This window comes from Pleomorphomonas sp. NRK KF1, assembly GCF_023721755.1.
Taxonomy (GTDB): domain Bacteria; phylum Pseudomonadota; class Alphaproteobacteria; order Rhizobiales; family Pleomorphomonadaceae; genus Pleomorphomonas.
The window spans coordinates 258,956-282,473 of the sequence record NZ_JAMDLH010000003.1 but is presented as its reverse complement, the minus strand read 5'-3'; the positions used below and the strand labels follow the sequence as shown (position 1 = coordinate 282,473).

At 65.5% G+C, this 23,518-nt stretch carries 18 protein-coding genes; 8 read left to right on the top strand and 10 right to left on the bottom strand.

Annotated elements, in window-relative coordinates; genetic code table 11:
• Positions 1–194 precede the first annotated feature (194 nt).
• The 3 genes from pta to M4J39_RS10680 form a co-directional block, all read right to left on the bottom strand.
• Positions 195–2,312: a phosphate acetyltransferase gene (gene pta, locus M4J39_RS10690; protein ID WP_251727826.1), complete on the bottom strand. Its 2,118-nt coding sequence runs from the start codon at positions 2,310–2,312 to the stop codon at positions 195–197.
• Between the two features lie 19 nt (positions 2,313–2,331).
• A complete protein-coding gene (locus M4J39_RS10685; RefSeq protein ID WP_251727825.1) occupies positions 2,332–3,543 on the bottom strand; it encodes an acetate/propionate family kinase in 1,212 nt (403 codons plus the stop codon).
• Between the two features lie 347 nt (positions 3,544–3,890).
• The gene (locus M4J39_RS10680) at positions 3,891–5,267 is read right to left on the bottom strand and encodes a M17 family metallopeptidase (RefSeq protein WP_254004866.1); all 1,377 of its coding nucleotides are present in this window, start codon (positions 5,265–5,267) and stop codon (positions 3,891–3,893) included.
• A 167-nt stretch (positions 5,268–5,434) separates the two neighbouring features.
• Between M4J39_RS10680 and M4J39_RS10675 the strand changes: the two genes are divergently transcribed.
• Positions 5,435–6,220: a tetratricopeptide repeat protein gene (locus M4J39_RS10675; protein ID WP_251727824.1), complete on the top strand. Its 786-nt coding sequence runs from the start codon at positions 5,435–5,437 to the stop codon at positions 6,218–6,220.
• Between the two features lie 12 nt (positions 6,221–6,232).
• On the top strand, positions 6,233–6,742 hold the full coding sequence (locus tag M4J39_RS10670) for a cupin domain-containing protein (protein ID WP_251727823.1): 510 nt from the start codon (positions 6,233–6,235) through the stop codon (positions 6,740–6,742).
• Between the two features lie 10 nt (positions 6,743–6,752).
• Here M4J39_RS10670 and M4J39_RS10665 read toward each other — a convergent pair whose 3' ends face one another.
• The 5 genes from M4J39_RS10665 to M4J39_RS10645 all read right to left on the bottom strand — a co-directional run bounded on the left by M4J39_RS10665 (position 6,753) and on the right by M4J39_RS10645 (position 12,424).
• Positions 6,753–8,045 carry an amidohydrolase family protein gene (locus M4J39_RS10665; protein ID WP_251727822.1) on the bottom strand — a complete coding sequence of 431 codons (1,293 nt, stop codon included), beginning with the start codon at positions 8,043–8,045 and terminating at the stop codon, positions 6,753–6,755.
• A gap of 18 nt (positions 8,046–8,063) precedes the next feature.
• Positions 8,064–8,993 carry a LysR substrate-binding domain-containing protein gene (locus M4J39_RS10660; protein WP_251727821.1) on the bottom strand — a complete coding sequence of 310 codons (930 nt, stop codon included), beginning with the start codon at positions 8,991–8,993 and terminating at the stop codon, positions 8,064–8,066.
• Between the two features lie 205 nt (positions 8,994–9,198).
• The gene (locus tag M4J39_RS10655; protein ID WP_251727820.1) at positions 9,199–9,678 is read right to left on the bottom strand and encodes a heme-degrading domain-containing protein; all 480 of its coding nucleotides are present in this window, start codon (positions 9,676–9,678) and stop codon (positions 9,199–9,201) included.
• Positions 9,675–11,123 carry a lipopolysaccharide biosynthesis protein gene (locus M4J39_RS10650; RefSeq protein WP_251727819.1) on the bottom strand — a complete coding sequence of 483 codons (1,449 nt, stop codon included), beginning with the start codon at positions 11,121–11,123 and terminating at the stop codon, positions 9,675–9,677. The genes M4J39_RS10655 and M4J39_RS10650 overlap by 4 nt, the downstream gene beginning before the upstream one ends.
• Positions 11,117–12,424 carry a VpsF family polysaccharide biosynthesis protein gene (locus M4J39_RS10645; protein WP_251727818.1) on the bottom strand — a complete coding sequence of 436 codons (1,308 nt, stop codon included), beginning with the start codon at positions 12,422–12,424 and terminating at the stop codon, positions 11,117–11,119. Before M4J39_RS10645 ends, M4J39_RS10650 begins: the two co-directional genes overlap by 7 nt.
• A 226-nt stretch (positions 12,425–12,650) precedes the next feature.
• Between M4J39_RS10645 and M4J39_RS10640 the strand changes: the two genes are divergently transcribed.
• The 3 genes from M4J39_RS10640 (at position 12,651) to M4J39_RS10630 (ending at position 17,282) form a co-directional block, all read left to right on the top strand.
• Positions 12,651–14,855: an exopolysaccharide transport family protein gene (locus tag M4J39_RS10640; protein WP_251727817.1), complete on the top strand. Its 2,205-nt coding sequence runs from the start codon at positions 12,651–12,653 to the stop codon at positions 14,853–14,855.
• Between the two features lie 308 nt (positions 14,856–15,163).
• Positions 15,164–16,030: a WecB/TagA/CpsF family glycosyltransferase gene (locus tag M4J39_RS10635; RefSeq protein WP_251727816.1), complete on the top strand. Its 867-nt coding sequence runs from the start codon at positions 15,164–15,166 to the stop codon at positions 16,028–16,030.
• A 7-nt stretch (positions 16,031–16,037) separates the two neighbouring features.
• The gene (locus M4J39_RS10630) at positions 16,038–17,282 is read left to right on the top strand and encodes a glycosyltransferase (protein WP_251727815.1); all 1,245 of its coding nucleotides are present in this window, start codon (positions 16,038–16,040) and stop codon (positions 17,280–17,282) included.
• Here the strand turns inward: M4J39_RS10630 and M4J39_RS10625 are convergent.
• Positions 17,240–18,304, bottom strand: coding sequence for a glycosyltransferase (locus M4J39_RS10625; protein ID WP_251727814.1), 1,065 nt, complete (start codon positions 18,302–18,304; stop codon positions 17,240–17,242). The genes M4J39_RS10630 and M4J39_RS10625 overlap by 43 nt on opposite strands.
• A 163-nt stretch (positions 18,305–18,467) precedes the next feature.
• Between M4J39_RS10625 and M4J39_RS10620 the strand changes: the two genes are divergently transcribed.
• Genes M4J39_RS10620 through hrpB form a run of 3 tightly spaced genes read left to right on the top strand, consistent with a single transcriptional unit; the run spans position 18,468 to position 23,120 of the window.
• Positions 18,468–19,373 carry a DMT family transporter gene (locus M4J39_RS10620; protein ID WP_251727813.1) on the top strand — a complete coding sequence of 302 codons (906 nt, stop codon included), beginning with the start codon at positions 18,468–18,470 and terminating at the stop codon, positions 19,371–19,373.
• A complete protein-coding gene (locus M4J39_RS10615; RefSeq protein ID WP_251727812.1) occupies positions 19,363–20,643 on the top strand; it encodes a lytic murein transglycosylase in 1,281 nt (426 codons plus the stop codon). The genes M4J39_RS10620 and M4J39_RS10615 overlap by 11 nt, the downstream gene beginning before the upstream one ends.
• Positions 20,640–23,120 (top strand): ATP-dependent helicase HrpB, encoded by a 2,481-nt coding sequence (gene hrpB / locus M4J39_RS10610; RefSeq protein ID WP_251727811.1) that lies wholly within the window; start codon positions 20,640–20,642, stop codon positions 23,118–23,120. Before M4J39_RS10615 ends, hrpB begins: the two co-directional genes overlap by 4 nt.
• Here the strand turns inward: hrpB and M4J39_RS10605 are convergent, their stop codons facing one another.
• Positions 23,121–23,504 (bottom strand): hypothetical protein, encoded by a 384-nt coding sequence (locus M4J39_RS10605; RefSeq protein ID WP_251727810.1) that lies wholly within the window; start codon positions 23,502–23,504, stop codon positions 23,121–23,123.
• Between the last annotated feature and the right edge of the window lie 14 nt (positions 23,505–23,518).

Genomic DNA, 23,518 nt, shown 5'->3' with positions numbered 1-23,518 from the left:
CAAGGCCGCCGGGTCGTTTCCCGGCGGCTTTTGTTTGGGCCGCCTGCAAGCGACCAGCTATATAATTAGTCGGCTTACTATAAAATCTAAACCGGCCTTTTGCCCGTCTCTCGGCTCATGACCATCGGCTCGGCAACAAAAAGCCGGCGACCCGAAGATCGCCGGTTTTGCTGTTCAGTACGGGTTCCGCCACCTTACTCGGCAGCAGCGGCCTGCGACGGCTGTTCGCTCTGGCTAACCTGGATGGCCGTCAGCGCGATGGTGTAGACGATGTCGTCGACGAGGGCGCCGCGCGACAGGTCGTTCACCGGCTTGCGGAGACCCTGCAGCATCGGGCCGACCGATACGACGTTGGCCGAACGCTGCACCGCCTTGTAGGTGGTGTTGCCGGTGTTGAGGTCGGGAAAGACGAAGACGTTGGCGTGGCCGGCGACCGGCGAGCCCGGCGCCTTCTGCTTGCCGACGCTTTCCACCGAGGCGGCGTCGTACTGGATCGGGCCGTCGATCAAGAGGTCTGGGCGGCGCTCCATGACCTTCAGCGTAGCCTCGCGCACCTTGTCGACATCGCTACCCGTGCCGGACGTGCCGGTGGAGTAGGAGATCATGGCAACGCGCGGATCGATGCCGAAGGAACGGGCGCTCTCGGCCGACTGGCAGGCGATTTCCGCCAGTTCGTCCGCGGACGGATCGGGGTTGATGGCGCAATCACCGTAAACCAGGACCTGATCCGGCATCAGCATGAAGAACACGCTGGACACGATCGAATTGCCCGGCGCGGTCTTGATGAGCTGCAACGCCGGACGCACCGTCGACGCAGTGGTATGGACGGCACCGGAGACCAAGCCATCGACATCGCCCATGGCAAGCATCATGGTGGCGAGCACCACGTTGTCTTCCAGCTGCGCTTCGGCCTGCGGCGCAGTCAGCCCCTTCGACTTGCGAAGTTCGACCATCGGTCCGACGTAGCTGGCACGCACCTTGACCGGGTCGAGGATTTCCAGCTCCGGTGGCAGTTCGATGCCATGGCTGACCGCGACATCGTTGATCGCCTTGGGGTCGCCGACCAGAACGCAGCGAGCAATGCGCTTCTGCGTGCAGATGACGGCAGCCTTGATAGTCCGCGGCTCGTCGCCTTCCGGCAGCACGATGCGGCGGTTGGCAGCGCGCGCTTCCTGGATCATGCGGTGGCGGAACATCGGCGGCGTCATCAGGCCACCATTGGAACGCGCCGTCGCCGGGGCCAGCGGGCCGAGATCGATATGATCGGCGACGTGCTCGAGCAGCTTCTCCATGCGCTCGGCATCCTCGTGACGGACACGACGGTCCATCGAGTTGAGGCGGACGGCGACGTCATAGGTCTGGAGCTCGGTGGTCAGCACCGGCAGATCGCCAAAGCGCGGCGACAGGAACTCGGAGATCGACGGCGCCATCGGCTCGTCGCAGGTCAGCAACAGGCCTGCGATCGGCATGCCCGACGAACGGGCCAGCGTCGTGGTGATGATGATATCGGAACGGTCGCCGGGAGTGACGACCAGTGTTCCGGGCTTGAGCGCCTTCACCACCTTGTCCGGGCTGCGAGCGCCGATGACGATCTCGCCGACGCGCGCCTTCTTGATATCACCGGGCCGAAGGATGCCGAAGCCGAGATCCGAAGCGACGTCGACGAGACGCGGCGCGTTGAGGGCCGGCTCGTCGGAGGTGACGGCCAGCACGGGCACGCCGATCTTGGCCGCTTCGAGCGCCTTGGCGAACTCCTCGGCCTTGACGTCGCCACCGCGAGCGCGACCGACGATCAGGCCGGCGAACGGGCGCCCTTCGGCCAGGAAGCGATGCTGGGCGTCGGCGAGATCGCCGACGATGGACTTCACCGTGGCATCGAGGCCGGGCACCACCGGAATGATCTCGGCCGACAGCGAGCGACCCATGGCGATATCGAGGTCGATGGTCAACGGATGGGTCGTCGAGGGCAGCAGCCCCTCGACGACGACCATCGACCGGTTGCCCCGCGCTTCCTCGACCAGCTCAACGATCTCTTCGAGCAGCGTGAAGAGATTGCCGGTGCGGATCATCTCCTCGGCACGTTCGGCCGGAATGGGATCGGGCGTGTTGAGGCCGAGCAGCGTACGGGCGAAGTGAACCGAACGGTCGAGCCCGTCGGGATAGGCCTCGGGATCGGCGACCGGCTTGGCGAAGCCGACGTCAAAGCCCTCGCGCTGGAAGGCGCGGACAAGGCCGAGCGCCACGGAGGAGATGCCTTGCTGACTGGACGTCGGCGCCAGGAAGAACGTGCGGTATGAGGGTTTCGGAGTCATGGTCTTCGTCCCTTTCGCATCAGGCGTTGGCAGGCAGGAGACCGGCGAGGCGGGCCGTGTCCTCGGCGATCACGCGCTCTTCATCGGTCGGCACGACAATGGCTACCGGCTTCTTCGACAGAGAGACGATGCCGCTCTTGCCACCGTAGATCTTGGCATTGGCTTCCTCGTCGAGGTCGAGGCCGAGGGCGGACAGGCGCTTCAGCGTCTTGGCCCGGATATAGGCGGAATTCTCGCCGATGCCGCCGGTGAAGGCGACAGCGTCGAGACGCGGCAGAGCGGCGGTCAAGGCGCCGATGTAGCGGCAAAGGCGGAAGACGAAGACGTCGAGCGTCTCTTCGGCCTGATGGTTGCCGGCCTGGGCCGCCTCGGTCAGCGTACGGCAGTCGTTGGAGAGCTCCGACAGACCGAGCAGGCCGCTCTCGCGGTTGGCCATCTTCTCAAGGCCGTCGACATCAAGACCGGTCTTCTTGGCGATGTAGGCAAGCGCGCCGTAGTCGACGTCGCCGGTGCGCGTGCCCATGACCAGGCCTTCCAGCGGGGTGAGGCCCATCGAGGTATCGACGCACTTGCCGTTGAGAACGGCGGTGGCGGACGAGCCGTTGCCGAGATGGCAGACGACGACGCCGCTGTCATTCGGGTCAAGGCCGAGCAGGCGGATGGTCTCGCCGGAAACGTAGCGATGCGAGGTGCCGTGGGCGCCGTAGCGGCGCACGCCGAGGTCACGATAGTACTTGCGCGGCAGGGCGTAGAGGAAGGCTTCCGGCTTCATCGTCTGGTGGAAGGCAGTGTCGAACACGGCAACCTGCGTCAGCGACGGGAAGGCGTGGACGGCGGCGCGCATGCCGATGGCGTGGGCCGGATTGTGCAGCGGCGCGAAGGGGCAGGTGCCGATTTCCTCGATCATGGCGTCGTCGGTGACGATACGGCTTTCGGTGAAGCGCTCACCGCCGTTGACGACGCGATGGCCGACGGCGGCCACGCGCTGGAACCAGCCGCGCTCCTTCAGGAAAGCCATCAGCGCATCGACTGCGCCCTGGTGGTCGGTGGACGCCAGCGGCGCCTTGTTCTTGGTGCCGTCGACATCGAAGCGGATCGAGGCATCATTCTGGCCGAGACGTTCGGCAAGGCCGGAGGCCAGCGGCTGGCGTTCGCCGACCGGGTAGATGGCGAACTTCAACGACGACGAGCCGCTGTTGATGACCAGGATCAGGGGGGAGGATGTCGACATCGGCGATACTCTATCGATTCTCGTTGGATTGACCGAGGATACGGCGAGCGGCGGCGCCCCCGTCATACCAAATCTCGTGGATTTGCGGCGAATATCCGAGATCGGGAGGATTTGGTATGCGGCCCACCCCGTACCGGAATTTCGACCACCGATGCCGACGAAACATCGTCGACCTTAGCGCAAGCCAATTTATATTTTCTTTTCATGGCTTTAACAAAAACTATCCCCCGCACTCACGGAATAGCTCGGGCAAGAGCAATGCGCAAGACGCAGACGAGCCGCCCGGCAGCGGCATAAGTATGCGCCGCCGAACAGCTTTTTTACCGCGATGGATTTCTGGACCGCGCTCAGGCGCGCCCGAACAAGTCCCTGAGGTAGAGGTATAGGGCACGGATCGATTGCGCCTCACCGCCCTCCGGCTGGCCCGGTCGCGCCGCCGGCACCCAGGCGAAGATGTCGGCATGCATCCAGGTCTTCGCCTTTTCGACGAAGCGGCCGAGGAACAGCGCGGCGGTGATCGAACCGGCAAAGCCGCCGGGAGAGACATTGTTGAGATCGGCGATCTTCGACTTCAGGCCGTCCTCGTAGGGCGCCCACAACGGCAAACGCCAGAGCGGATCGCCAGCTGCAAGACTCGCAGATGCGAGGTCGGCGGCGAACTTGTCGTCGCGGGTATAGAAGGGCGGAATGTCCGGCCCCAGCGCGACCCGGGCAGCCCCGGTGAGCGTTGCCAGGTCGATGAGCAGATCCGGAGCCTCCTCATCGGCGAAAGCCAGGGCATCGGCCAGAATCAGACGCCCTTCGGCATCGGTATCGCCGATCTGGATGGTGAGCCCCTTGCGGGACGGGAAAACGTCGCCCGGACGATAGCTGGAGCCAGACACGGCATTTTCCACGATCGGCAGCACCACGCGCAAGCGTAGATCGAGACCGGCTTCCATGATCAGACGGGCCAAGCCGAGCACGTTGGCCGCGCCACCCATGTCCTTCTTCATCAGCAGCATGTAGTTGCCGCCCTTGATGTCGAGACCCCCGGTATCGAAGACAACGCCCTTGCCGACGAGCGATATCTTCGGCGCATCGGCCCGCCCCCAGGTGAAGGTGATCAGGCGGGCCGGACGGCTGGAGCCGCGTCCCACTGCCTCGACAAGCGGGAATTCGCGGGCGAGCAGGTCGTCGCCGAGGTATTCCTCGAACACGGCGCCATGGGCCGTTGCCAGTTCTCGGGCGACAGCGGCCAGTTCGGCCGGACCAAGGTCATTGGCCGGCGTGTTGACAAGGTCGCGCACCATGTAGACGGCGGCGGCGATCCGTTCGGCCTCCGCCCCCTCTTCGCCCTCCGGCAGGACGAGGCGTGGCGCATTTGTCTTTGGCTTCAGGTAGTGCTCGAAGCGGTAGGAACCGAGCGCGAAGGCCAGGGCCGCTTCGCCGACATTGCCCGGCCAGCCTTCGAGGCGATAAGTGCCGGCGGGGAGAGCGGTCGCGAGCTTGCCGGCAAGCAGTGGCGGACGGGCGGCTTCCTTGCGGCCAAGGCCAAAGAGGACCGCTGCAACATTGCCGTCGGCGTCCGGCAGCAACAGGACGGCTCCTTCGTCGGCGGTGAAGGCGTTGGCCTTCGCCCATGCCGTGGCGCCGAGTTCGGCAAGCCGGACATCAAGCCCGTCGGCGGTGACGGCGTGGATGGGAATGGCGGCTTCATCGGCAGCGGCAAAAGCGGACAGCAAGGCGGCAAACTCCGGTTGGCATTTTCCCGAATGTAGAGAGACGGACGGGTGGCGGCAAGGCAAACGCGGCAGCTCGTGAGGCCCCGGGTTAACTGAGCGGTAAGGTTAACAGACTATCAAAGACCGGACCCGAGGCGGCCGAGCCGCCCTCATCACGGTGATGATCGATGCCGCTTTTCGCCCGACGTTCCGCGTTTCTCGCCCTGCTGCTGCCGCTTGCCCTCGCCACCGCCGGCTGTTCCAGCAACCGGCCGGTACTGACCACCCGTGGCGACGTCTCGGTGACCGGCTCGGTAGATCGGATGACGGATGCGCAGATCACCGCTGCCGCGTCGTCCTGGGGTCAGCGCTACGATGCCGATCCGAAGAATCGGACCAACATTCTCAACTACGCCGCCGCCCTTCGCCTCGGGGGGCGTACCGATCAAGCCGTTGCCGTCCTTGAAAAGGGCATGGTCGCCTCGCAGAACGATCCGGAAATGAGCGCCGCCTATGGCAAGGCGCTCGCCGCCAACGGCAACTTCGACCAGGCGCTGAGGGTCATCCGCCAGACCCAACGGCCCGACCAGCCTGACTGGAAGCTCTATTCCGCCGAGGGAGCCATCCTCGATCAGCAGGGCAATCCGGCCGAGGCTCGCGCCGCCTATCAGAAGGCGCTGCAGATCGCGCCGGGCGAAGCGTCGGTCTACAACAACCTTGCACTGTCCTACCTTCTGGCCGGTGACATCGCCAACGCCGAGAAGACGTTGCGGAAGGCGGCGGCGCTGCCTGGAGCGACTAGCCGCATCCGCCAGAACCTGGCGCTCGTCCTGGGGCTGCAGGGCAAGTTCAAGGAAGCGGACGCGATCGCGCGGCAGGAGCTGGACCCGGCGCAGGCGGAAGCCAATGTCGCCTATCTCAAGTCGATGCTGAGCCAGACCAACACCTGGAAAGAAGCCCGCAAGCAAGGTTGACGGGAGGCGAGGTTGCCGAGAATTCTCAACCTCACGGAGACCGCCTTCGATCCCGAAGACGACCTCGATCGGACCGCTCCCAAGGGATACGCGGCGCGATTCGCAGCCATCGGAAAGCGCCTCGGCGCCCGGATGCTCGGTTATTCGCTGATCGAGGTTGCGCCGGGATGTCGCGCCTCCCCGTTGCACAATCACCGATGCAACGAAGAGATGTTCCTGATCCTCGATGGCGAAGGCACCGTCCGCATCGGCAGCGAGCGGCATTCGATTCGCGCCGGCGATATCATTGCCTGTCCGCCCGGCGGCCCTGAGAGCGCCCACCAGATCGAGAACACATCAGGCGCGGTCCTCATTTACCTCGCCGTATCGACCATGGTCGAACCCGACGTCATCGACTACCCGGATTCGGGCAAATTCCTGGTCAAGGGGCGGTTGCCGGCCGGCGACGACGCACACAGCGAGCCGTTCCGCTTCATCGGGCGGCACGGCACCGGTCTCGGCTATTGGGATGACGAGGGCTGACGGTGAGCCTTCACTCTCCACGCGGCGGAGCATAGGCCGACGGATCGACCTCCCCGGGACGACCGGAAAGGTCGAGGCGGGCGACGCGCGGCTCGGTTTCGGCGATGACCTTGCCGTTGCGAATGACGGCGAGGCGAGTCGGCTTCAGGCGGATCGCCTCCACCGTATCGCGGGCTTGCAGCATCACAAGGTTCGCCGCCTTGCCCACTTCAAGGCCGTAGTCGTCGAGCCCGATGGCCTTCGCCGCCCTGTCGGTGACGCAGTGGAAGGCGGTGTCGATGGCGTCGAGCGCCGTCATCTGGCCAACGTGAACGGCCATCGAGGCCACCTCCAGCATGTCGCCGGAGCCCATCGAGTACCAGGGATCCATCACGCAGTCGTGGCCGAAGGCGACGTTGACGCCGGCCTTCAGAAGCTCGGGCACCCGGGTCATGCCACGCCGCTTCGGATAGGTATCGTGGCGCCCCTGAAGCGTTATGTTGATCAGCGGATTGGCGACGGCGTGCACGCCGGCCTCCCGCATCAGGGGGATCAGCTTGGAGACGTAGTAATTGTCCATGGAGTGCATGGAGGTCAGGTGGCTGCCGACCACCCTGCCCTGCAAGCCGGTGCGGATCGTCTCGGCGGCCAGCGTCTCGATGTGGCGCGACAAGGGATCGTCGCTCTCGTCGCAGTGGAGGTCGACCATCAGGCCGCGCTCGGCGGCGATCTCGCACAGGCGACGCACCGAGGCGGCGCCATCGGCCATCGTCCGCTCGAAATGCGGAATGCCACCCACAACGTCGACGCCCATGTCGAGCGCCTTGAGAAGGTTGCGTTCGGCCGTCGGCGACCGATAGAAGCCGTCCTGCGGGAAAGCGACGAGTTGAAGGTCGATGTAGGGAGCGACCCGCTTCTTCACCTCCAGCAGCGCTTCGACGGCCAGAAGCCGGTCGTCGCAGACGTCGACGTGGCTGCGGATGGCGAGCAGCCCCTGGCTGACGGCGAGGTCGCAATAACGCAGCGCCCGCTCCACCACCGCATCCTGGGTCAGAAGCGGCTTCAACTCTCCCCAGAGCGCGATGCCTTCCAGGAGCGTGCCCGAGCGGTTCATCCGCGGCAGGCCGAGCGACAGCGTCGCGTCCATGTGGAAGTGGGGATCGACGAAGGGAGGCGTGACCAGCCGCCCGGACGCGTCGATGGTCGCGTGGGCCGATCCACCGATGGCCGGCCCGATGTCGATGATGCGACCATCCTTGACGGCGATGTCGACGCCGGTGCGGCCGTCGGCGAGATTGGCGTTCTCAATGAGCAGATCAAGCATGGCTGGCCTCGTCGAAGTTCAGGAGGACGTTTTGGCCGTCGGAGCCGCGTCGGTGTGGTCCTTGAGATAGGTCCAGAGGCGCTCGACGCGCGCGCGAACCTTGTCCATGTTGCGGTAGATGCGGATGCGCATCTCGATCACCGCCTCGGGGTCGACGGCCACTAGCTTTCCCGCCTCGATCTCGGCGCGAATGGTGTTGGCCGGAAGCCAGGCCACGCCGCGCCCGGTGATCGCCATGGTCTTGATCGCCTCGGCCATAGGGTTCTCGTAGATCTTGGCGAGATTCAGCGCTTCGCCTCGCTCGGCGAGCAGCACCGACACCAACCGGCCGAGGAACGTCTCGGGCGCGTAGGCGAGATAGGGAACCGGCTTGTCGGACCCACCGGGCAGCGGGAACAGCGGCGCCCCCGCTTCATCGGGCGCCGAAACCGGGATCACCCGGTCGCCGCCAAGGTCGAGGGACGGAAAGCGCTCGGGGTCGAGCAGCACCGGCACGCGCGGATGCTCGTAGGTGAGCAGGAAATCGCAGTCGCCTTCGGCAAACATCCGAATGCTGTCGTGGAAGTTCTCGGTGATCAGCCTGGCATGGATCGGTCCGAAGCCCGCTTCGACATCCTTGAGCCACCAGGGGAAGAAGGAAATCGACAGGGAATGCAGCGTCGAAAAGGTGAGGATGCCCTGACCCTGCGCCCGCCCCGAGCGCAGTTCGGCGCGTTCGAGCAGGATGAGGCGCAGAACCTCCTCGGCGGTCTCGCGGAAACGGCGGCCTTCAGCGGTGAGCGTGGTCGGGTAGGTAGAGCGATCGACCAGCGGCACGCCGAGCCACTGCTCGAGCTGCTGGATACGACGACTGAAGGCGGACTGCGTTACGCGGCGTTCCACCGCCGAGCGCGAAAAACTGCGCGTGTTGGCGAGGCTCACGAAATCCTCGAGCCACTTGATCTCCACGAACTGGCACTCCCATACGAGGCTCTCAGCCTCGACGCCCAACGGCGCGCCCGAAAAAAGGTCACGCTCGTTATGTACGCAGACGGAAGGCAAAGTCGAGCCCCGTCGCCGGGGCAATCGCGGGAATGCACCGTCGGCCGATCAGACCCGGCTGGCCCTGATGCCACGGGCCAAATCCGATCCGTCGCCCGCCGATGGGAGGGGTTCAGCCCTGCCTTGCGAGAAAGCCTTCGATGGCCTCGACGACGAGGGCGTGATCTTCGTGCTGTGGCAACCCCGACACGGTGACGGTGCCGATGAGGCCGGTGCCGATCACGCGTATCGGGAAGGCGCCGCCATGGGCGGCATATTCGCGTGGATCGACAAGCATCGCCTCATGAAACGGCACGTCCTTCAGGGCTGCCCGCCGTCCCATGTAGTAGGAGGAATGGCCGAAGCGCATGACGACGGCACTCTTGCGGATCACCCATTCGTCATTGTCGGCGCTGGTTCCGGGGAGCGCGGCATGGAAAAGCTGCTGGCCGGCGCGCCTCACGTCGACGGTGATCGGCAGGCTGCGGGACCGACCGAGCTCCACCAGAAGAAGGCCGAGCGCGATGGCCGTGTCGTTGTCGAAGGAGGGAAACTGCAGACGGTCTTCCTGGGCCAAGAGATCGTCGAGAAATTCCTGGGAAATGAAGGTCATGGTCGCGTCCCCGCGATTTTTGCCGTGATGAGGCCGACCAACGGCGGCAGATGCCTATAATAGACGGCGGCGAGCGCCAAGACATAGGAAAGACCGCCGATCAGCGTGGCGCCCACAAGACCAAGGGCGGTATGCGGCCAGTCTATCGAATGAACGACGAGTCCCATGACGGTTGTCGCAAGTGCAATGCGAGCGGTATCGACAATGGGGAAGCGAAAACCGCAGAGCCTGATGGCAATGGTAGCCGAAAGGGCCAGCGTCAGACCTGAGGCGATCAGCGCGCCAACCACCACCCCGACGAGATAGTTCATGGAGAAGCCGACGACGGCAAGGCCGGTGGTGGCCATGATCTCGAACAGGCCGATGATGACGAGCAGGCCATAACGGCTGTCGAGCGTCAGCATCTGTCCGGTGGCGTGGGCGTGGTAGGCGCGAATCATGCCGCCGAAAGCAGCGAGCCCGAGAATGGAGCGGGTCACGTCGCGGTAGGTTTCGGCAACCGCCAAGTCGACCAGAATGTCGGTGACAAGCCAAAGGCCCACCACCGACGGAAGCAATACGGCGGTGAGCAGGGCGGCATTGACCTTGAGCTGCTCAAGCGCCGCGTTCCGGTCGCCGGCGTTGATCATGCGGGCGGCGATCGGGAATGCGGCCACGGACACCAGCATCGAGGCGACCGAGGCCGAGCGTCGGCCAAGCCCCCAGCCGACCGCCATCAGTCCAAAAGCGGCCGAGCCGCCGATGTGATCGACGACATAGCGAATGCCGTTCTCGCCAAACCAGCCGATCCCGTTGACCACCAGCATCGGTCCGCCGTTCAGGACGGCGTCCTTGAAGATGGCAAGGTCGAGGCGCGCCGTCCGGAGGCTCGCTCCGATCATCGGGAGCGCCACGGCGGTGCCCAGCGCCTGCATGGCCGCGTAAACGATCAGAAGCTGGCCAGCGGAAGCACCGAAAACCTCGGTAGAGACAACTCCCGCCACGAGGCCGCCCACCGGGCCCGACGTCAGCAAAAGCGTGTAAGCAAGAATCTTATCCTGCGCTCGGGCCCGCTCTCCGAAATGGTTGTTGAGACCGCGCGTCACGTAATAGGCGGCGATGATCAGGAAGACGAGAAGCGGGTCGCTGTGCCCGCTAAAGAAATGCATGGAGAGAGCGGCGGCGGCGAGTTCGGGAAGCGTCATCAGAACCAGCAGCGACGTCTCGGTCTCAAGGTAGCGACGACGACCGGCAACGTCCTCCGGCGGGGGCAGGAAGCGCAGCGTGTAGAAGGAGAACCAGGACCGACTCAACATGTAGGCCAGTTCCTGCGTCGAGGTGACGAGCACGAACGTGGCCATCTCGGCCGGCGGCAGCCACCAGGTCCAGATCATTACCGACAGGAACTGAGAAACCGGCGACAGGAACTGCGCCGGCAGGTAGAGAAGAGTCTGGCGGATCAGCATGGCGGCGACCTTTCCGAAGTCCGCAGGCGACTGGCAAAGGCCGTGATGATGAGCGTGGTGAGCAGGCCAAGTTCGATCGACTTGGTGGAGAAGGAGGACACCGCCGTTGATATCAGAAAATAGATGCCGAGCGGCATGAGGACGGCCGCCCCGAAGCGGCGGATCAGTTCGGCGAAAAAGGCGGCGAGCCCCATCAGGAAGAACAGAGTGACGAAACCGCCGTAGTAGGCGACGAAGCCGACATAGGCGCTTTCGATGGCGATCGGGGTGCCGATCCTCGGCAGCATCGCCTTCACCGAGGCGACGTCCGGCCCGAAGACCACCTCCGGCCAGGACATGTCCCGAAAGACCGACAACATGGCGACGCGGGCCATGGCGCTGCCGTCGTCATTGATGAAGCGTCCAATCAGACGGTCGACCATGCCACCGTCGACGACGAGCACGGCGCCGATCACCAAAAACGTTGCGGCGAAGATGGCGGCGGCGGCCACCGGGAGCGGGAAACGGCGCCCCAGCAGCAGGCGGGCGCCCGAGAAGGCGGCGATGGCGAACAGGGAAGCGGCCGACAGAACGATGGCGGTACGGCCGCCGAAGAAGAACAGCGCTCCGAAGTGGAACAACACCAGAAAGAGACGGGGTCCCTGTCGGAACGGTCCGGCGCCCAAGGCCAGCGACACCAGGCAAACCGTCGTGATCATGGCATTCATCAGGGGATGGCCGAGCAGTGCCGTTGCCCGCCACTCCCATGTTAGCAACTCGCCGTTGACATAGAGAGGGGTCAAACGGAAGCCGCTGAGCCCCTCGACATAGCCAAGGGTGCTGTTGACGGCAAGGATGGCCTGCACGAGCAGCGCCACGAAACGCATCTCGCGAGAGTCCAGACGAGCAAGAGACGCGAACAGGCAGGCGGTCATCACGAAGTTGTCGGTCACCTGCGAAATCGGCGTTTTCTGAACGCCGATGACCTGGAAGGCGAGAAGACCGATGGCGAGGAAAAGGGCCACCAAGCCAGGGCTGTCGCGCCAACTGCGGCCAAGAAACGGCCCGAGGCCGCCGTCGACGACAATCCAGGTGGCCAGCGCCAGCACGGACAGGTAGCTCGCCGGATGGATCTTGAGGAGCGGACTGCCGCCCGCCGCATCATAGGGGATGCCGATTAGGTTGAGCATCGGTCCGGACAGAAGGAAGAGAGCAAGAACGGAAAGGACCGTCAGGCCGGCCGCAAACGGACGTACATCGATCGCAAAGCCGACGCTGCCGGTGCGATAGGAAACGGGAAGCAGAAATGCCCGCAATGCCATACCGAGATCGATCCCGAGACTGAAACCTTCCGAAAACCTGAGTGGGATCGTCGCGACTGCATGGTTAACTCGCGGTCTTCGTGAGGAGGATCGGTGCCTCTATTTCGACCGACATCGTTCACGTTTCCTTAAGCGCACCGCCCTATGGTTAACAAGCTGCAAACACGGGCGGACAAGCAAGTTGAACAGCCTCATCATATCCGACGACCAGAGAATCGTTAGGCCGATGACCGAGGAAACGCGCCGCCCGGGCGAGGTCGACATCGGCCTGTTGCTTTCCATCCTGTTCCGCCAGTGGCGACTGATCGCGTTGGTCACGCTGCTGGTTGTCGGCGCGGGCTTTGCCTACGCGACGTTTGCCCCTCGGGTTTGGCAATCGACGGCCAGAGTCTTGCTCGACCCTCGCGACAAGCAGGTCGTGGCGGGTCCCGGCCTTTCACAGCCGTTGCAGGGTGTCGACGCCGTATGGATCGATACCCAGGCCAACGTCGTCACATCCGCCGCGATCCTTTCGACGGTCATCGATACGCTGGGGCTCCAAAGCGACCCGGAGTTCGGCGGTAGCCGCGACCAGACACTGAGGGCGCTCGTCAAGGCGATCAAGGTGGAGCGCGCCGACCAGACCTACGTGCTCGACATTTCGGTTCGCAGCAAATCGGCCGATCGCGCCGTTCGCATTGCCCAGGAACTGGCCGAGGCGTTCGTCGCCAATCAGGTCGAGGTGAAGCAGGCGGCGGTCCGCGAGGCGAGCAACCTCATCAACCGGCAGCTCGACGACCTCAGGGCCAAGGCACGCACCGCTCAGGAAAAGCTCGAAGCCTACCGCCGCAATCATGGAATCCTGACGGCAAACGGCCGTTCGGTGGACGAGGATACGCTACGCCAGCTCAACGACGCCTATGTCGCCGCCCGCGTTCGCACCCAGGATGCCAAGGCCCGCCGCGACAAGATCGCCGCAGCCCGAGCCGGCGGATCGGACGCCGCTCTGACCGGCATAGATTCCACGGTTCTGAGCCGTCTCAAGATCGAACGGGCACTCGCCGCTCGCACCGTCGGCGAGCTTGGCCAGGATCTCGGCCCGAACCATCCCCGCATGGTGGCGGCGCGCGCCGATCTCGTCCGCGCCGAATCCCAGATCGAGGGCGAACTCAAGACGCTCTCCGTCAGCGCCGACGCGGAGTATCAGGTGGCGGCGGCTGCCGAAGCAGCGGCACGAAAGGCGCTCGACGATGCCGGCGCCGTGGTCACCGACACCAGCGAACGAACCATTGAGCTGCGCGAACTCGAGAACGAAGCCTCGCTCCGTGCCGACATGTACAAGACCTATGTCGCGCGCACCGAGGAAATCACCCTGCAGGCCAACACGCAGGTGTCGGACGCGCGCGTCATCGCACCGGCCAACATTCCGCTGTCTCCCTATGCACCACGCCAGACCCTTATCCTTGCTCTTTGCGGCATCGCCGGTCTCGGTCTTGCCCTGACCATCGCAGTCTATCGCGGCCGCCGTTATTTGCCGGAATATGCGGAAGCCGACGAAGAGGCATTCGCGGCGCCCAGCGATACCGGCTCGCTCCGCACCCGGGAAGACGCGGCGTTCTCACCGGAAGAGGACCTTCCCGGCACGCAGCCACCGGCCGTTCTGGAGGAGAGCGACAGTCTGCCAGGCAGCGCAACGGCCGAAGAACCGGCGGCGCCATCGGTCCTCGCCGAGTTCACGGTGGCCACGCGCTCGTTTGAGTCAGACCACCGCGGCCGGCCCACCGAGCGGACGCCGCACTCCATCCTGACCAGCGCCCTGACCGATGACGATGGCCTGCCGAGCCAGGCTTCCGCCGAGGCTTTCGGAGCACTTGTTCGCAAGATCACGGCGGCAGCCGGCGCATCGCGTCTGGTTCTCGTGCTCGGTGCCGACCACGGCCCGGCGGCGGCGACCATCGCTCTCGGACTCGCCCATGTGCCGACCAGGGATGGCGTTCTGCTCATCGATGCATCCTGGGATGAGCTTCCGTTGCATCGCGCCTATGTCGACGAGGCGATCCCGGGCGTTATCGACGTGATAGCCGGCAGAGCCGACGCGACCGGCATCGCGCTCTGCGAGGAGGGACCGGATCTGACCCTCATCGGCGTCGGAGGCCCGGACTTGGCAGCCGACATCGCCGCCGACGTCACCCGCGTCGCCGACTTCGTCGAGAAGCTGTCCCAGGATTTTGGCCGCATCATCCTGCATTGCGGGCACCGCCACTCGCCCGAGCTGTTCCAGGCACTTCTCGGCCGGGTTGACGCCGTTCTGATCGTCGCCGACGCCATCATCGAACAGGACGACGAGGCTGCGGAAATGGTGCGCGACCTGGCCGGCATCCTGCCTGCGTTCGCCGGCGTGGTACTGGTTCACGAACGCGCGGACAGCCTCGCCATGGCGGAGCGCGCCTGAGCTCGCCCTGCAGCAGACAGACCGGCCCGCCGCTTCGACATTGCCCACCTCGGGCGACGATGGATCGGCTGCAAACACGCCGCGCGTCTCCTTCCGCTCGAAACAAAACGGCATTTCATTACAATTTGAGGGATCGGATAAATCCGTATTGAACCGCGACCGGTCTAGGTTGCGTCGAAGGGAAGGCCATGCCGACAGCTTGGCCCTTGCCGGAAAACGCAATTCGCTGGGAGGCGGGGATGGGGCCTTGATGGTCCGTCGCGCGTCTCCGGCGTCGGGATGGCGCGTGACGCGCCGGAGAGTCGCCAATGTCAGGTCTGTTCATCGATCGTCCGGTTTCGACCGAAGCCGCAAAATCTGCAGAGTCCGGCCGCACGCCCGATCCGATCGCCACGATCGACACGATACGCGTCAACATCGGAAAGCAGGTCGACCTCGTCCATCTCGTCACCTTCGACGCATTGACCGGCCGGGGCGGCACCGTCTTCACGCTGAACCTCGACCATCTCGTCAAGCTGGAGCACGATCCGGCCTTCCGCGCAGCATATGATCAGGCGACATATGTCTCCGCCGATGGCGCTCCGGTGGTGGCCATGGCGCGCCGACAGGGGGCGAGCCTCGTTCGCGTCACCGGCGCAGATCTTGTGCGCCCACTCTGCGGGGCGGCGGCGCTTGCCCGTGTTCCCGTGCATTTCTTCGGCACGAGTCCGGAGACGCTCGCCACCAGCGTGGCGGTGCTCCGCTGCGAGTACCCGCGTCTCATCGTTGCCGACTTCGAGAGTCCTCCCTACGGCTTCAGTCCTTTCGGCGTGGACGCCCGAGCCGCCGCCGAACGCATCGCAGCGAGCGGCGCCCGGATCTGCTTCGTGGCGCTTGGCGCCCCCAAGCAGGAGATTTTCGCCGAGTTTGCCCGCCGTTGGGCGCCCGGCGTCACCTTCGTCTGCATCGGCGCGGCGCTCGATTTCATCGGTGGCCGCCAGAGCCGGGCACCGGAAGTGCTCCAGACAATCGGTCTCGAATGGTTGTGGCGACTCGTTCACGATCCACGCCGCCTCAGCAAACGCTATGCGCTCTCGGCGCTCTATCTCATGCGGTACAACGCCCGCGAGATGGCAGCCCGGCTGTCGTGGCGGCGCTCGACGCCGGTTCCCGACAAGACGATCGGAGAGGGGTGACCGTACGATGACGCATCGCATAACGCTCTTCCACTCGATCGATCCGCGCGGCGGCAAGGTCGGCGGCGTCGAAACTCACGTTCGGCTGATGCTGTCGCGTCACCCCGACAACGTATCGGTTCTCCTCGTCGGCATCGACGAACGCGGTGACCTTGAAATCGGCAGGCCGGTGCAGATCGACTTCGAGGGGCGCCGTATCGATTTCCTTCCGGTGGTGCACATCCCCGGCGAGACAATGCACGCGGCGGCGAAGAAGATCACCGACTCGGTGACGCTGCGCTTTACCCTCGGCATCATGCGTCATCTCCTGACCATTCGTCGCCTCGCCGCCGGCGAGACCGCCTCGACCGAGATCGAGCGCTTCGAACAGGCGATCCCGGCCCGTCTGCTCGGCCACCCGGTGGTGCAGCTCGTGCACAACGAGGAGACCAAGGGCGACAAGATGGACAGCCTTCTCGGCCGTCACTTCTGGCTTCACCGCCTCAGCGAGAAGATCGGCCTGGCGCTTGCCACGCGCGTCGTCGGCGTCAATCCCAACATCATTGCCCGCTACGAGCGCGAAATGCCGAGGGTCGCCCGCAAGGCGGAGTTCATGACCGTGTCGGTCGACACCGAGCGCTTCCCGGTCGCCCCCTTCCCCTCAAGCGACGTGTTTCGCGTGGTGTTCGCCGGCCGGCTCGACGCCTTCAAGGATCCGCCGCTGATGTTCGAGACGTTGCGGCGGCTCCATGCCAAGCTCGACGGCAAGCTGGAGTTTCACTACGTCGGAACATCCGATCCGCACCGCGACAAGGAGTTCGCGGCCATCGAGCCCTTCACCATTCGCCACGGCTTCCAGACGGGCGACGGCGTATCGGCCATCATGCGCAACTGCCACAGCGGCATCCTCACCTCCTACTTCGAAGGCATGCCTTGCTATCTTCTTGAGACGCTTTCGAGCGGTCGTCCGATGGGTGCGATCCGGCTGCCGCAGTACGATCCGCTGATCGAAACGGGTGTGTCCGGCTTCCTCGTTGAACGGTCCGACGACCGCGAGGCCGCCGCCGAGGCCATGGCCAGCAACTTTGCGCGGCTGGCGGCGGACATCGCGGCCGGTCTGCTCGACCCCGCGACGATCCGCGCCAAGGTAACGCCTTACTCGGTCGCCGTGCAGATGCCGAAGCTGTTCGAACGGCATATCGCGCTCGGCCGGGCCGCCGCGCCGCGCCGTCAGTCCGTCGCCGCCAGACCGGTGAACAGTCGCTCCCACTGATCGAGACCGGCCTCGGCCGAAAACTCTCGGGCCCGGGACACCCCCGGACCGGGATCCGGCGCCGTTGCCAACGCCCGGTCGAGCGCTGTCGCCAACGCGGCGGCGTCGCCGACCGGAACGAGCGTGCCGTAACGTCCGGCCAGAATCTCCCGCGACCCTTCGCAATCGGATGCGACGACCCCGAGACCGACGGAAAGCGCCTCGACGGTGGTCATGCCGAAGGCTTCGGTGCGTGATGGCACGGCCGCGACGCGCGACTGACCGTAGACTTCTGCCGCCGACGAAACCCGCCCGAGAAAGCGGACCCGGTCGTCGATGCCGAGGGCCGCCACCTGCTCGGCCAGCCTCTCTCTCTCCGGTCCGTCGCCGCCGACGACGAGAATCGCGCCAGGAGTCGTCAGACGGGCGAAGGCATCGACCAGCACGTCCATGCCCTTTTCCCGCGACAGGCGGCCGACGGCGCCGACAATCGGAGGCCGTGCGGCGATCTCCTCGGCGGAGGCGGCGGCGAGCAATGGCACCGGGTTATAGATGCGTTCCGTCCGCCCCTCCGGCGCGTGCCAACGTTCGACCAGGGCCCGAACGATGCCATCGGAGACGCCGACGAAGCGACGAACCAGCGGCGCGAGCGCCGGCAAGGCGTAAAAGCCGACAGCCGACAGGCGGCCCGTCTTGTACTCCTCAAACCCATGATAGGAAAAGACGAGTGGCGTTCGCGACAGAGCAAGAACCTTGGCAAGGGCGAGCTTGACGCAGGAAACCGATACGGCACCAGCGATCACGTCGAAATGGCGGGTACGGAGCAAGCGGGCGAGACGCAACACGGCGACCGGGTGGCGTTCGCCGACCTCGATCGTCTCGACGGTCGGATCGACGCCATCGTTGGCCGTGGTTTCATCGAAAGCGAAGGTGACGCGGTGGCCGCGGGCCGCAAGGCCGTTGGCGAGAATGGCCCAGACGCGTTCGGCACCGCCGCCGCCGGAGGCGCGGGTGTAGAGAAGGATATCGAGCTTCCGCATCATGTCTCCAGAACGGGAACGATCGAAACGAGGTTAGCCTTGCCACGCTCGCTTGGCCAAGCGGACAAATAAGAGACGGTGCCGGGAAATTGCCCGGCCATTCTCGCCAAGAGCATGGGGATCAGCTATCGAATCCCAGCATTCGTAGATGTCTGCGGAGATCCCATTGTCCGTCGCGCTTCTGACTCGCCGTACCGTCGGCTCCACCATCGGTCTCGGCATTTTCATGATGTTCTTCGGCGACTTCATGTTCGCCGTCAACGACATCATGGGCAAATGGCTGGCGGACACCTATTCGGCCGGGCAGATCGTGCTGGTTCGGTCGCTTGCCGCGCTCGCCATACTCGCTCCCTTGCTCCTGAAGGGTGGCGCGCCGAATCTCTTTAAAGTCGAGAAGCCGAGACTGCAGTTGTCCCGCGTCGTGTTGGCAACCGGGGAACTCGTGTTCTTCTACGTGGCCGTCCGCTTCCTGCCGCTCGCCGACGTCATGACGTTCTATCTGGCCGGGCCTATCTACATTGCCGCCATGTCGCCCTTGCTACTCGGCGAGCGGGTGAGCGTCCGTCAATGGCTGGCGATCGCGGTCGGCTTCGTCGGGGTCGTTCTCGTGCTGCGCCCCGGCTCGGGCAGTCTCTCCTGGCCGGCGCTGGTCTCCATCGGAGGCTCGCTCTGCTACGCCATGATGGTGGTGCAAAGCCGCCAGCTCCGAGCCACGCCCGATCGGGTGCTCGTGTTCTGGCAGACCGTTGGCGCTCTCGTCGTCGGCGCCGTCCTTGCCCCCTTCGGATGGGTAACCCCGAGCCCCGTCGACCTCGCGATGCTCGCGGCCCTCGGCGTCATCTCGATGACGGCCCACCTCTGCATAGCCCGCTCGCTCAAGCTGGCGCCAGCTGCCGTTGTGGCGCCGATCCAGTATACGCTTCTGCTGTGGGCGATCCTGTTCGGCTGGCTGGTGTTCGGCGACCGGCCGCACCCGTCGATGCTGGTCGGCGCCGCCGTCATCGTCGTCGCCGGGCTGACGGTGGTGGGCGGGCGCAACCGGCACAACGGCGCGAGGGCAGATGCCGACTGACACCCTGTCGGTTGCCGGCGAATGCCGCTATGATCCGTTTCAACAGGTCAAGTCCTTTCAGGAGGTTGTCTTCATGCGGTCTTCGGTTCCCGTCCTTGCAGCGTTGGTTCTCGGACTGCCGACATTCGCCACGTCCGGTCTCGCCGCAAGCTGCAGCGCCAAGGGCGACGGCTTTGGAGCGTGGCTCGCGGGCTATTCGAAGACACTGGTAGAGGCCGGTCTTCCGGCTGACGCCGTACGGTCGTCGCTTTCGGGCATTTCTTTCGATCCGGCGGTGATCAGGAAAGATCGGGGGCAGGGTGTCTTCTCGCAGACCTTCGCCGAGTTCGCCGGCCGCATGGTCAACAAGAATCGCCTGACGGTCGGCGCTCAGAAGATCAAGGCGAACGGCGATCTTTTCGGCCGCATTCAGGCTCAGTATGGCGTGCCGCCGCAGGTGATCGTCGCCGTCTGGGGGTTGGAGAGCGACTTCGGCGCCAATACCGGCGACTTCCCGACCCTGCAATCTCTGGCGACACTGGCCTACGACTGCCGCCGGCCGGTCATGTTCCAGAACGAGTTGCTCGATGCCGTCCAGATCGTGGCGCGGGGCGACCTTAGCCCGGCCGAGATGAAGGGAGCCTGGGCCGGCGAACTCGGCCAGACGCAGTTCCTGCCGTCCAACTATCTTCGCTACGCCGTCGACTTCGACGGCGACGGCCGCCGCAACCTCATCAAGAGCGCGCCCGACGTTCTGGCCTCCACCGCCAACTACCTGCAGTCGCTCGGTTGGGCGAAGGGGCAGCCCTGGCTCGTTGAGGTCGACATCCCCGCCCAGCTGCCGTGGGATCAGGCCGACCTGCCGATCAAGAAGCCGGTCGCCGAATGGCAAGCGATGGGCGTACGCGCCGCCAACGGCTCGATTCCCGACGGACTTGCCGCGCTCTACCTGCCGATGGGGCGCTTCGGGCCGGCCTTCCTCGCCTATCACAACTTCGATGTCTACCTTGGCTGGAACGAGTCGCTGGTCTACTCGACGACCGCCGCCTACTTCGCCACAAGGCTCGCCGGCGCGCCGCCGGTCGGTCCCGGCAGCGGTAAGGTCGAGGCGTTGGGCGCCTCCGACATCGCCTTCATCCAGGGCGCCCTGACGGCACAGGGCTTCGACGCCGGCCCCAAGGACGGCAAGCTCGGCCAGCGGACGCGCGAGGCAGTGCGAGGCTTCCAGTTGAAGGCTGGCCTGCCGGCCGACGGCTGGCCGGACTCGGCGCTGATCCGGGCCCTCAGGTGATCTCCATTCCGGACCGTTTCTCGCCACCGCTGCCCATCGACGCGGTGCTGGATGACGTCCGCGTCTCGCTTGAAGCCAACCCGCGCCTCGTTCTTGTCGCCGCACCCGGCGCCGGCAAGACGACGCGGGTGCCGCTGGCGCTGCTCGACGCGCCCTGGCGGCAGGGCAAGTTGCTCGTCGTCGAGCCACGCCGTATCGCCGCCCGCGCCGCGGCGGCACGCATGGCCGAGAGCCTTGGCGAGAGCGTCGGGCAGACGGTCGGCTACCGGGTCCGCATGGACTCGAAGGTCTCGGCGACCACGGTGATCGAAGTGATCACCGAAGGCGTGTTCACGCGCATGGTCGTCGACGACCCGCTTCTTGAGCGCGTGTCGGCGGTGCTGTTCGACGAGTTTCACGAACGCTCGCTTGACGGAGATCTCGGCCTTGCGCTTTCGCTCGACGGGGCGACTCTCAGGGACGACCTGAGGATCGTGGTGATGAGCGCCACGCTCGACGGTGGACGCGTGGCGTCCCTTCTCGGCGGCGCACCGGTTGTCGAAAGCGCCGGACGGGCCTTTCCGGTCGAAACCCGCCATGTCGACCGCGACCCGCTTCTCCGGTTCGAGGATCAAGTGGCTGACGTGACGCTGCGGGCGCTGCGGGAAGAAGATGGTTCGGCCCTCGTCTTCCTGCCGGGCCAGGCGGAGATACGCCGTGTCGCCGAGCGGCTCGAGGGTCGCCTGCCGGTCGGGATCCGCCTCGCGCCGCTCTATGGCGCGCTGACCGCCGCCGAACAGGATTTCGCCATTCGTCCGTGCTGGGCGCCGGAGCGCAAGGTAGTGCTCGCCACGGCCATTGCCGAAACGTCACTGACCATCGACGGCGTGCGTCTTGTCATCGATGGCGGCCTCTCCCGCGTACCAAAGTACGAGCCGGACACCGGCCTGACGAGACTCGAGACGGTGCGCGTCTCCCGCGCCTCGGCCGACCAGAGGCGCGGCCGCGCCGGCCGCACCGAGCCGGGTGTCTGCTGGCGACTCTGGAACGAGGGGCAGACGGCGGCGCTGCAGCCGTATTCGACACCCGAGATTCTCGAAGCCGATCTTAGCCAGCTAGCCCTCGTCCTCGCCGCCGTCGGCATCTGCGACCCGGCCACCCTCGCCTTTCTGGACCCGCCACCAAAGCCTGCCTGGAACGAGGCGGTGGACCTGCTGCGCGGTCTCGAGGCGCTCGATGAGGACGGTCGCATCACTGCGGAAGGCAAGGCGCTGGCACGCCTGCCTTTGCCACCACGCCTCGCCCACATGGTCCATCGCGCCGCCGAGTTTGGCGCGGGGCGGATGGCGGCCGACATCGCCGCGATCCTGACCGAGCAGGGTCTCGGCGGCGACGCGACCGACCTCGCCGACCGCCTCCAGCGTTTTCGCGCCGACCGAGGACAGCGGGCCTCCGACGCTCGGGCGATGGCGGCCAAGTGGGCGAAACTGGCGAGCGGAGGCGATGCCCTCGCGCAGTCCTCGGCGCCGCTTGCTCCGGGCGCCGTCCTCGCCCTCGCCTATCCCGACCGTGTCGCCGAGGCGCGCGGACAGCCGGGAGCCTTTCGTCTGGCCAGCGGTCGAGGAGGGGTGCTGGAGGAGCACGACCGGCTCGCCAAGGAAGGCTACATTGTCGTTGCCGATCTCGCCGGCAAGGCCGAGCGCGCGCGCATCCGGCTGGCCGCGGCCATTTCCCGCGACGAGATCGAGATGCTGTTTGCGTCCCGGATCGTCGCGGAAACAACCGTGCTGTTCGACGCGGCGGCCCGCGCCGTTCGGGCTCGCCGCATCCGTCGACTTGGAGCGGTGAAGCTCACCGAGGAGCCCGTGACCGCGCCGGCCGAAGCAGAGACCGTGGCCGCACTTCTGTCCGGCGTCAGGCGCATCGGCGTCGACCGTCTCGGCTGGTCGAAGGACCAGCGGCGGCTTAGAGAGCGCTCCAGTTTCCTCAACCAAACCGTGGGCGAACCCTGGCCGGATCTTTCCGATGACGGGCTCGCCGATAGCCTCGACGACTGGCTCGGTCCGTTCGTCGACGGCGTGACCCGCTTCGACGACATTGATGCGGCTCTGCTTGGCGCCGCGCTCGACCGGCTTCTTCCCTATGGCCTCAGGCAGGACATGGACCGGCTGATGCCAAGCCACTTCGAGGCGCCGACCGGCAGCCGGGTCCCCATCGATTATGGGGCCGACGGTGGACCTGCCGTGGAGATACGGGTGCAGGAGCTGTTCGGCCTCGATCGCCATCCGGCCATTGCCGGCGGCCGTGTGCCGCTGACCCTCGTGCTGACGTCGCCAGCTCACCGACCGATCCAGACGACCAGGGATCTGCCCGGCTTCTGGCGCGGTTCGTGGAAGGACGTCGCCAAGGATCTCAAGGGGCGCTACCCCAAGCATCCCTGGCCGGACAACCCGCTCGCCGCCGAGCCAACCCGACGCGCCAAGCCGCGCGGCGCCTGATCAGCGGACGTTCAGAGTGACGTCGTAGGTCTTGTATGTGTACTGCATCTGGGACGTATCGATGGGATAGCCGACGCTGACCGACAGATGGTCGGTGCCACGGAAGCCCTTGGCCGAGGTGTAGGACAACCTGGTGCCGACGAACTTCCGCCCCTTGCAGGGCGGCTCATTGATGACGAAGGTCTCGGGGCGGATGACTAGCTTGCCGTGGGACGGCTCCTTAAGGACCTTGGTCCTGTACTGGCCGACGGAAACGCAGTGATCGGTAGAGAGGTACAACCCTTCGGACACCGTCTCGCCGGACCTGACGTTGTAGACGAGGTCTTGGGCATGGACGGCAGTGACAAGCGGCAGAAGCGCCGCAGCAACAATAAATGAACGCATGAGATTCTCGACGC

Coding starts and splice junctions, on each gene's coding strand:
- M4J39_RS10645 (WP_251727818.1), bottom strand. CDS start 12,424: ATGGCATTGCGGGCATTTCTGCTTCCCGTTTCCTATCGCACCGGCAGC.
- M4J39_RS10685 (WP_251727825.1), bottom strand. CDS start 3,543: ATGTCGACATCCTCCCCCCTGATCCTGGTCATCAACAGCGGCTCGTCG.
- M4J39_RS10675 (WP_251727824.1), top strand. CDS start 5,435: ATGCCGCTTTTCGCCCGACGTTCCGCGTTTCTCGCCCTGCTGCTGCCG.
- M4J39_RS10635 (WP_251727816.1), top strand. CDS start 15,164: ATGTCAGGTCTGTTCATCGATCGTCCGGTTTCGACCGAAGCCGCAAAA.
- M4J39_RS10640 (WP_251727817.1), top strand. CDS start 12,651: ATGACCGAGGAAACGCGCCGCCCGGGCGAGGTCGACATCGGCCTGTTG.
- M4J39_RS10630 (WP_251727815.1), top strand. CDS start 16,038: ATGACGCATCGCATAACGCTCTTCCACTCGATCGATCCGCGCGGCGGC.
- M4J39_RS10615 (WP_251727812.1), top strand. CDS start 19,363: ATGCCGACTGACACCCTGTCGGTTGCCGGCGAATGCCGCTATGATCCG.
- M4J39_RS10655 (WP_251727820.1), bottom strand. CDS start 9,678: ATGACCTTCATTTCCCAGGAATTTCTCGACGATCTCTTGGCCCAGGAA.
- M4J39_RS10625 (WP_251727814.1), bottom strand. CDS start 18,304: ATGATGCGGAAGCTCGATATCCTTCTCTACACCCGCGCCTCCGGCGGC.
- M4J39_RS10605 (WP_251727810.1), bottom strand. CDS start 23,504: ATGCGTTCATTTATTGTTGCTGCGGCGCTTCTGCCGCTTGTCACTGCC.
- M4J39_RS10665 (WP_251727822.1), bottom strand. CDS start 8,045: ATGCTTGATCTGCTCATTGAGAACGCCAATCTCGCCGACGGCCGCACC.
- pta (WP_251727826.1), bottom strand. CDS start 2,312: ATGACTCCGAAACCCTCATACCGCACGTTCTTCCTGGCGCCGACGTCC.
- M4J39_RS10650 (WP_251727819.1), bottom strand. CDS start 11,123: ATGCTGATCCGCCAGACTCTTCTCTACCTGCCGGCGCAGTTCCTGTCG.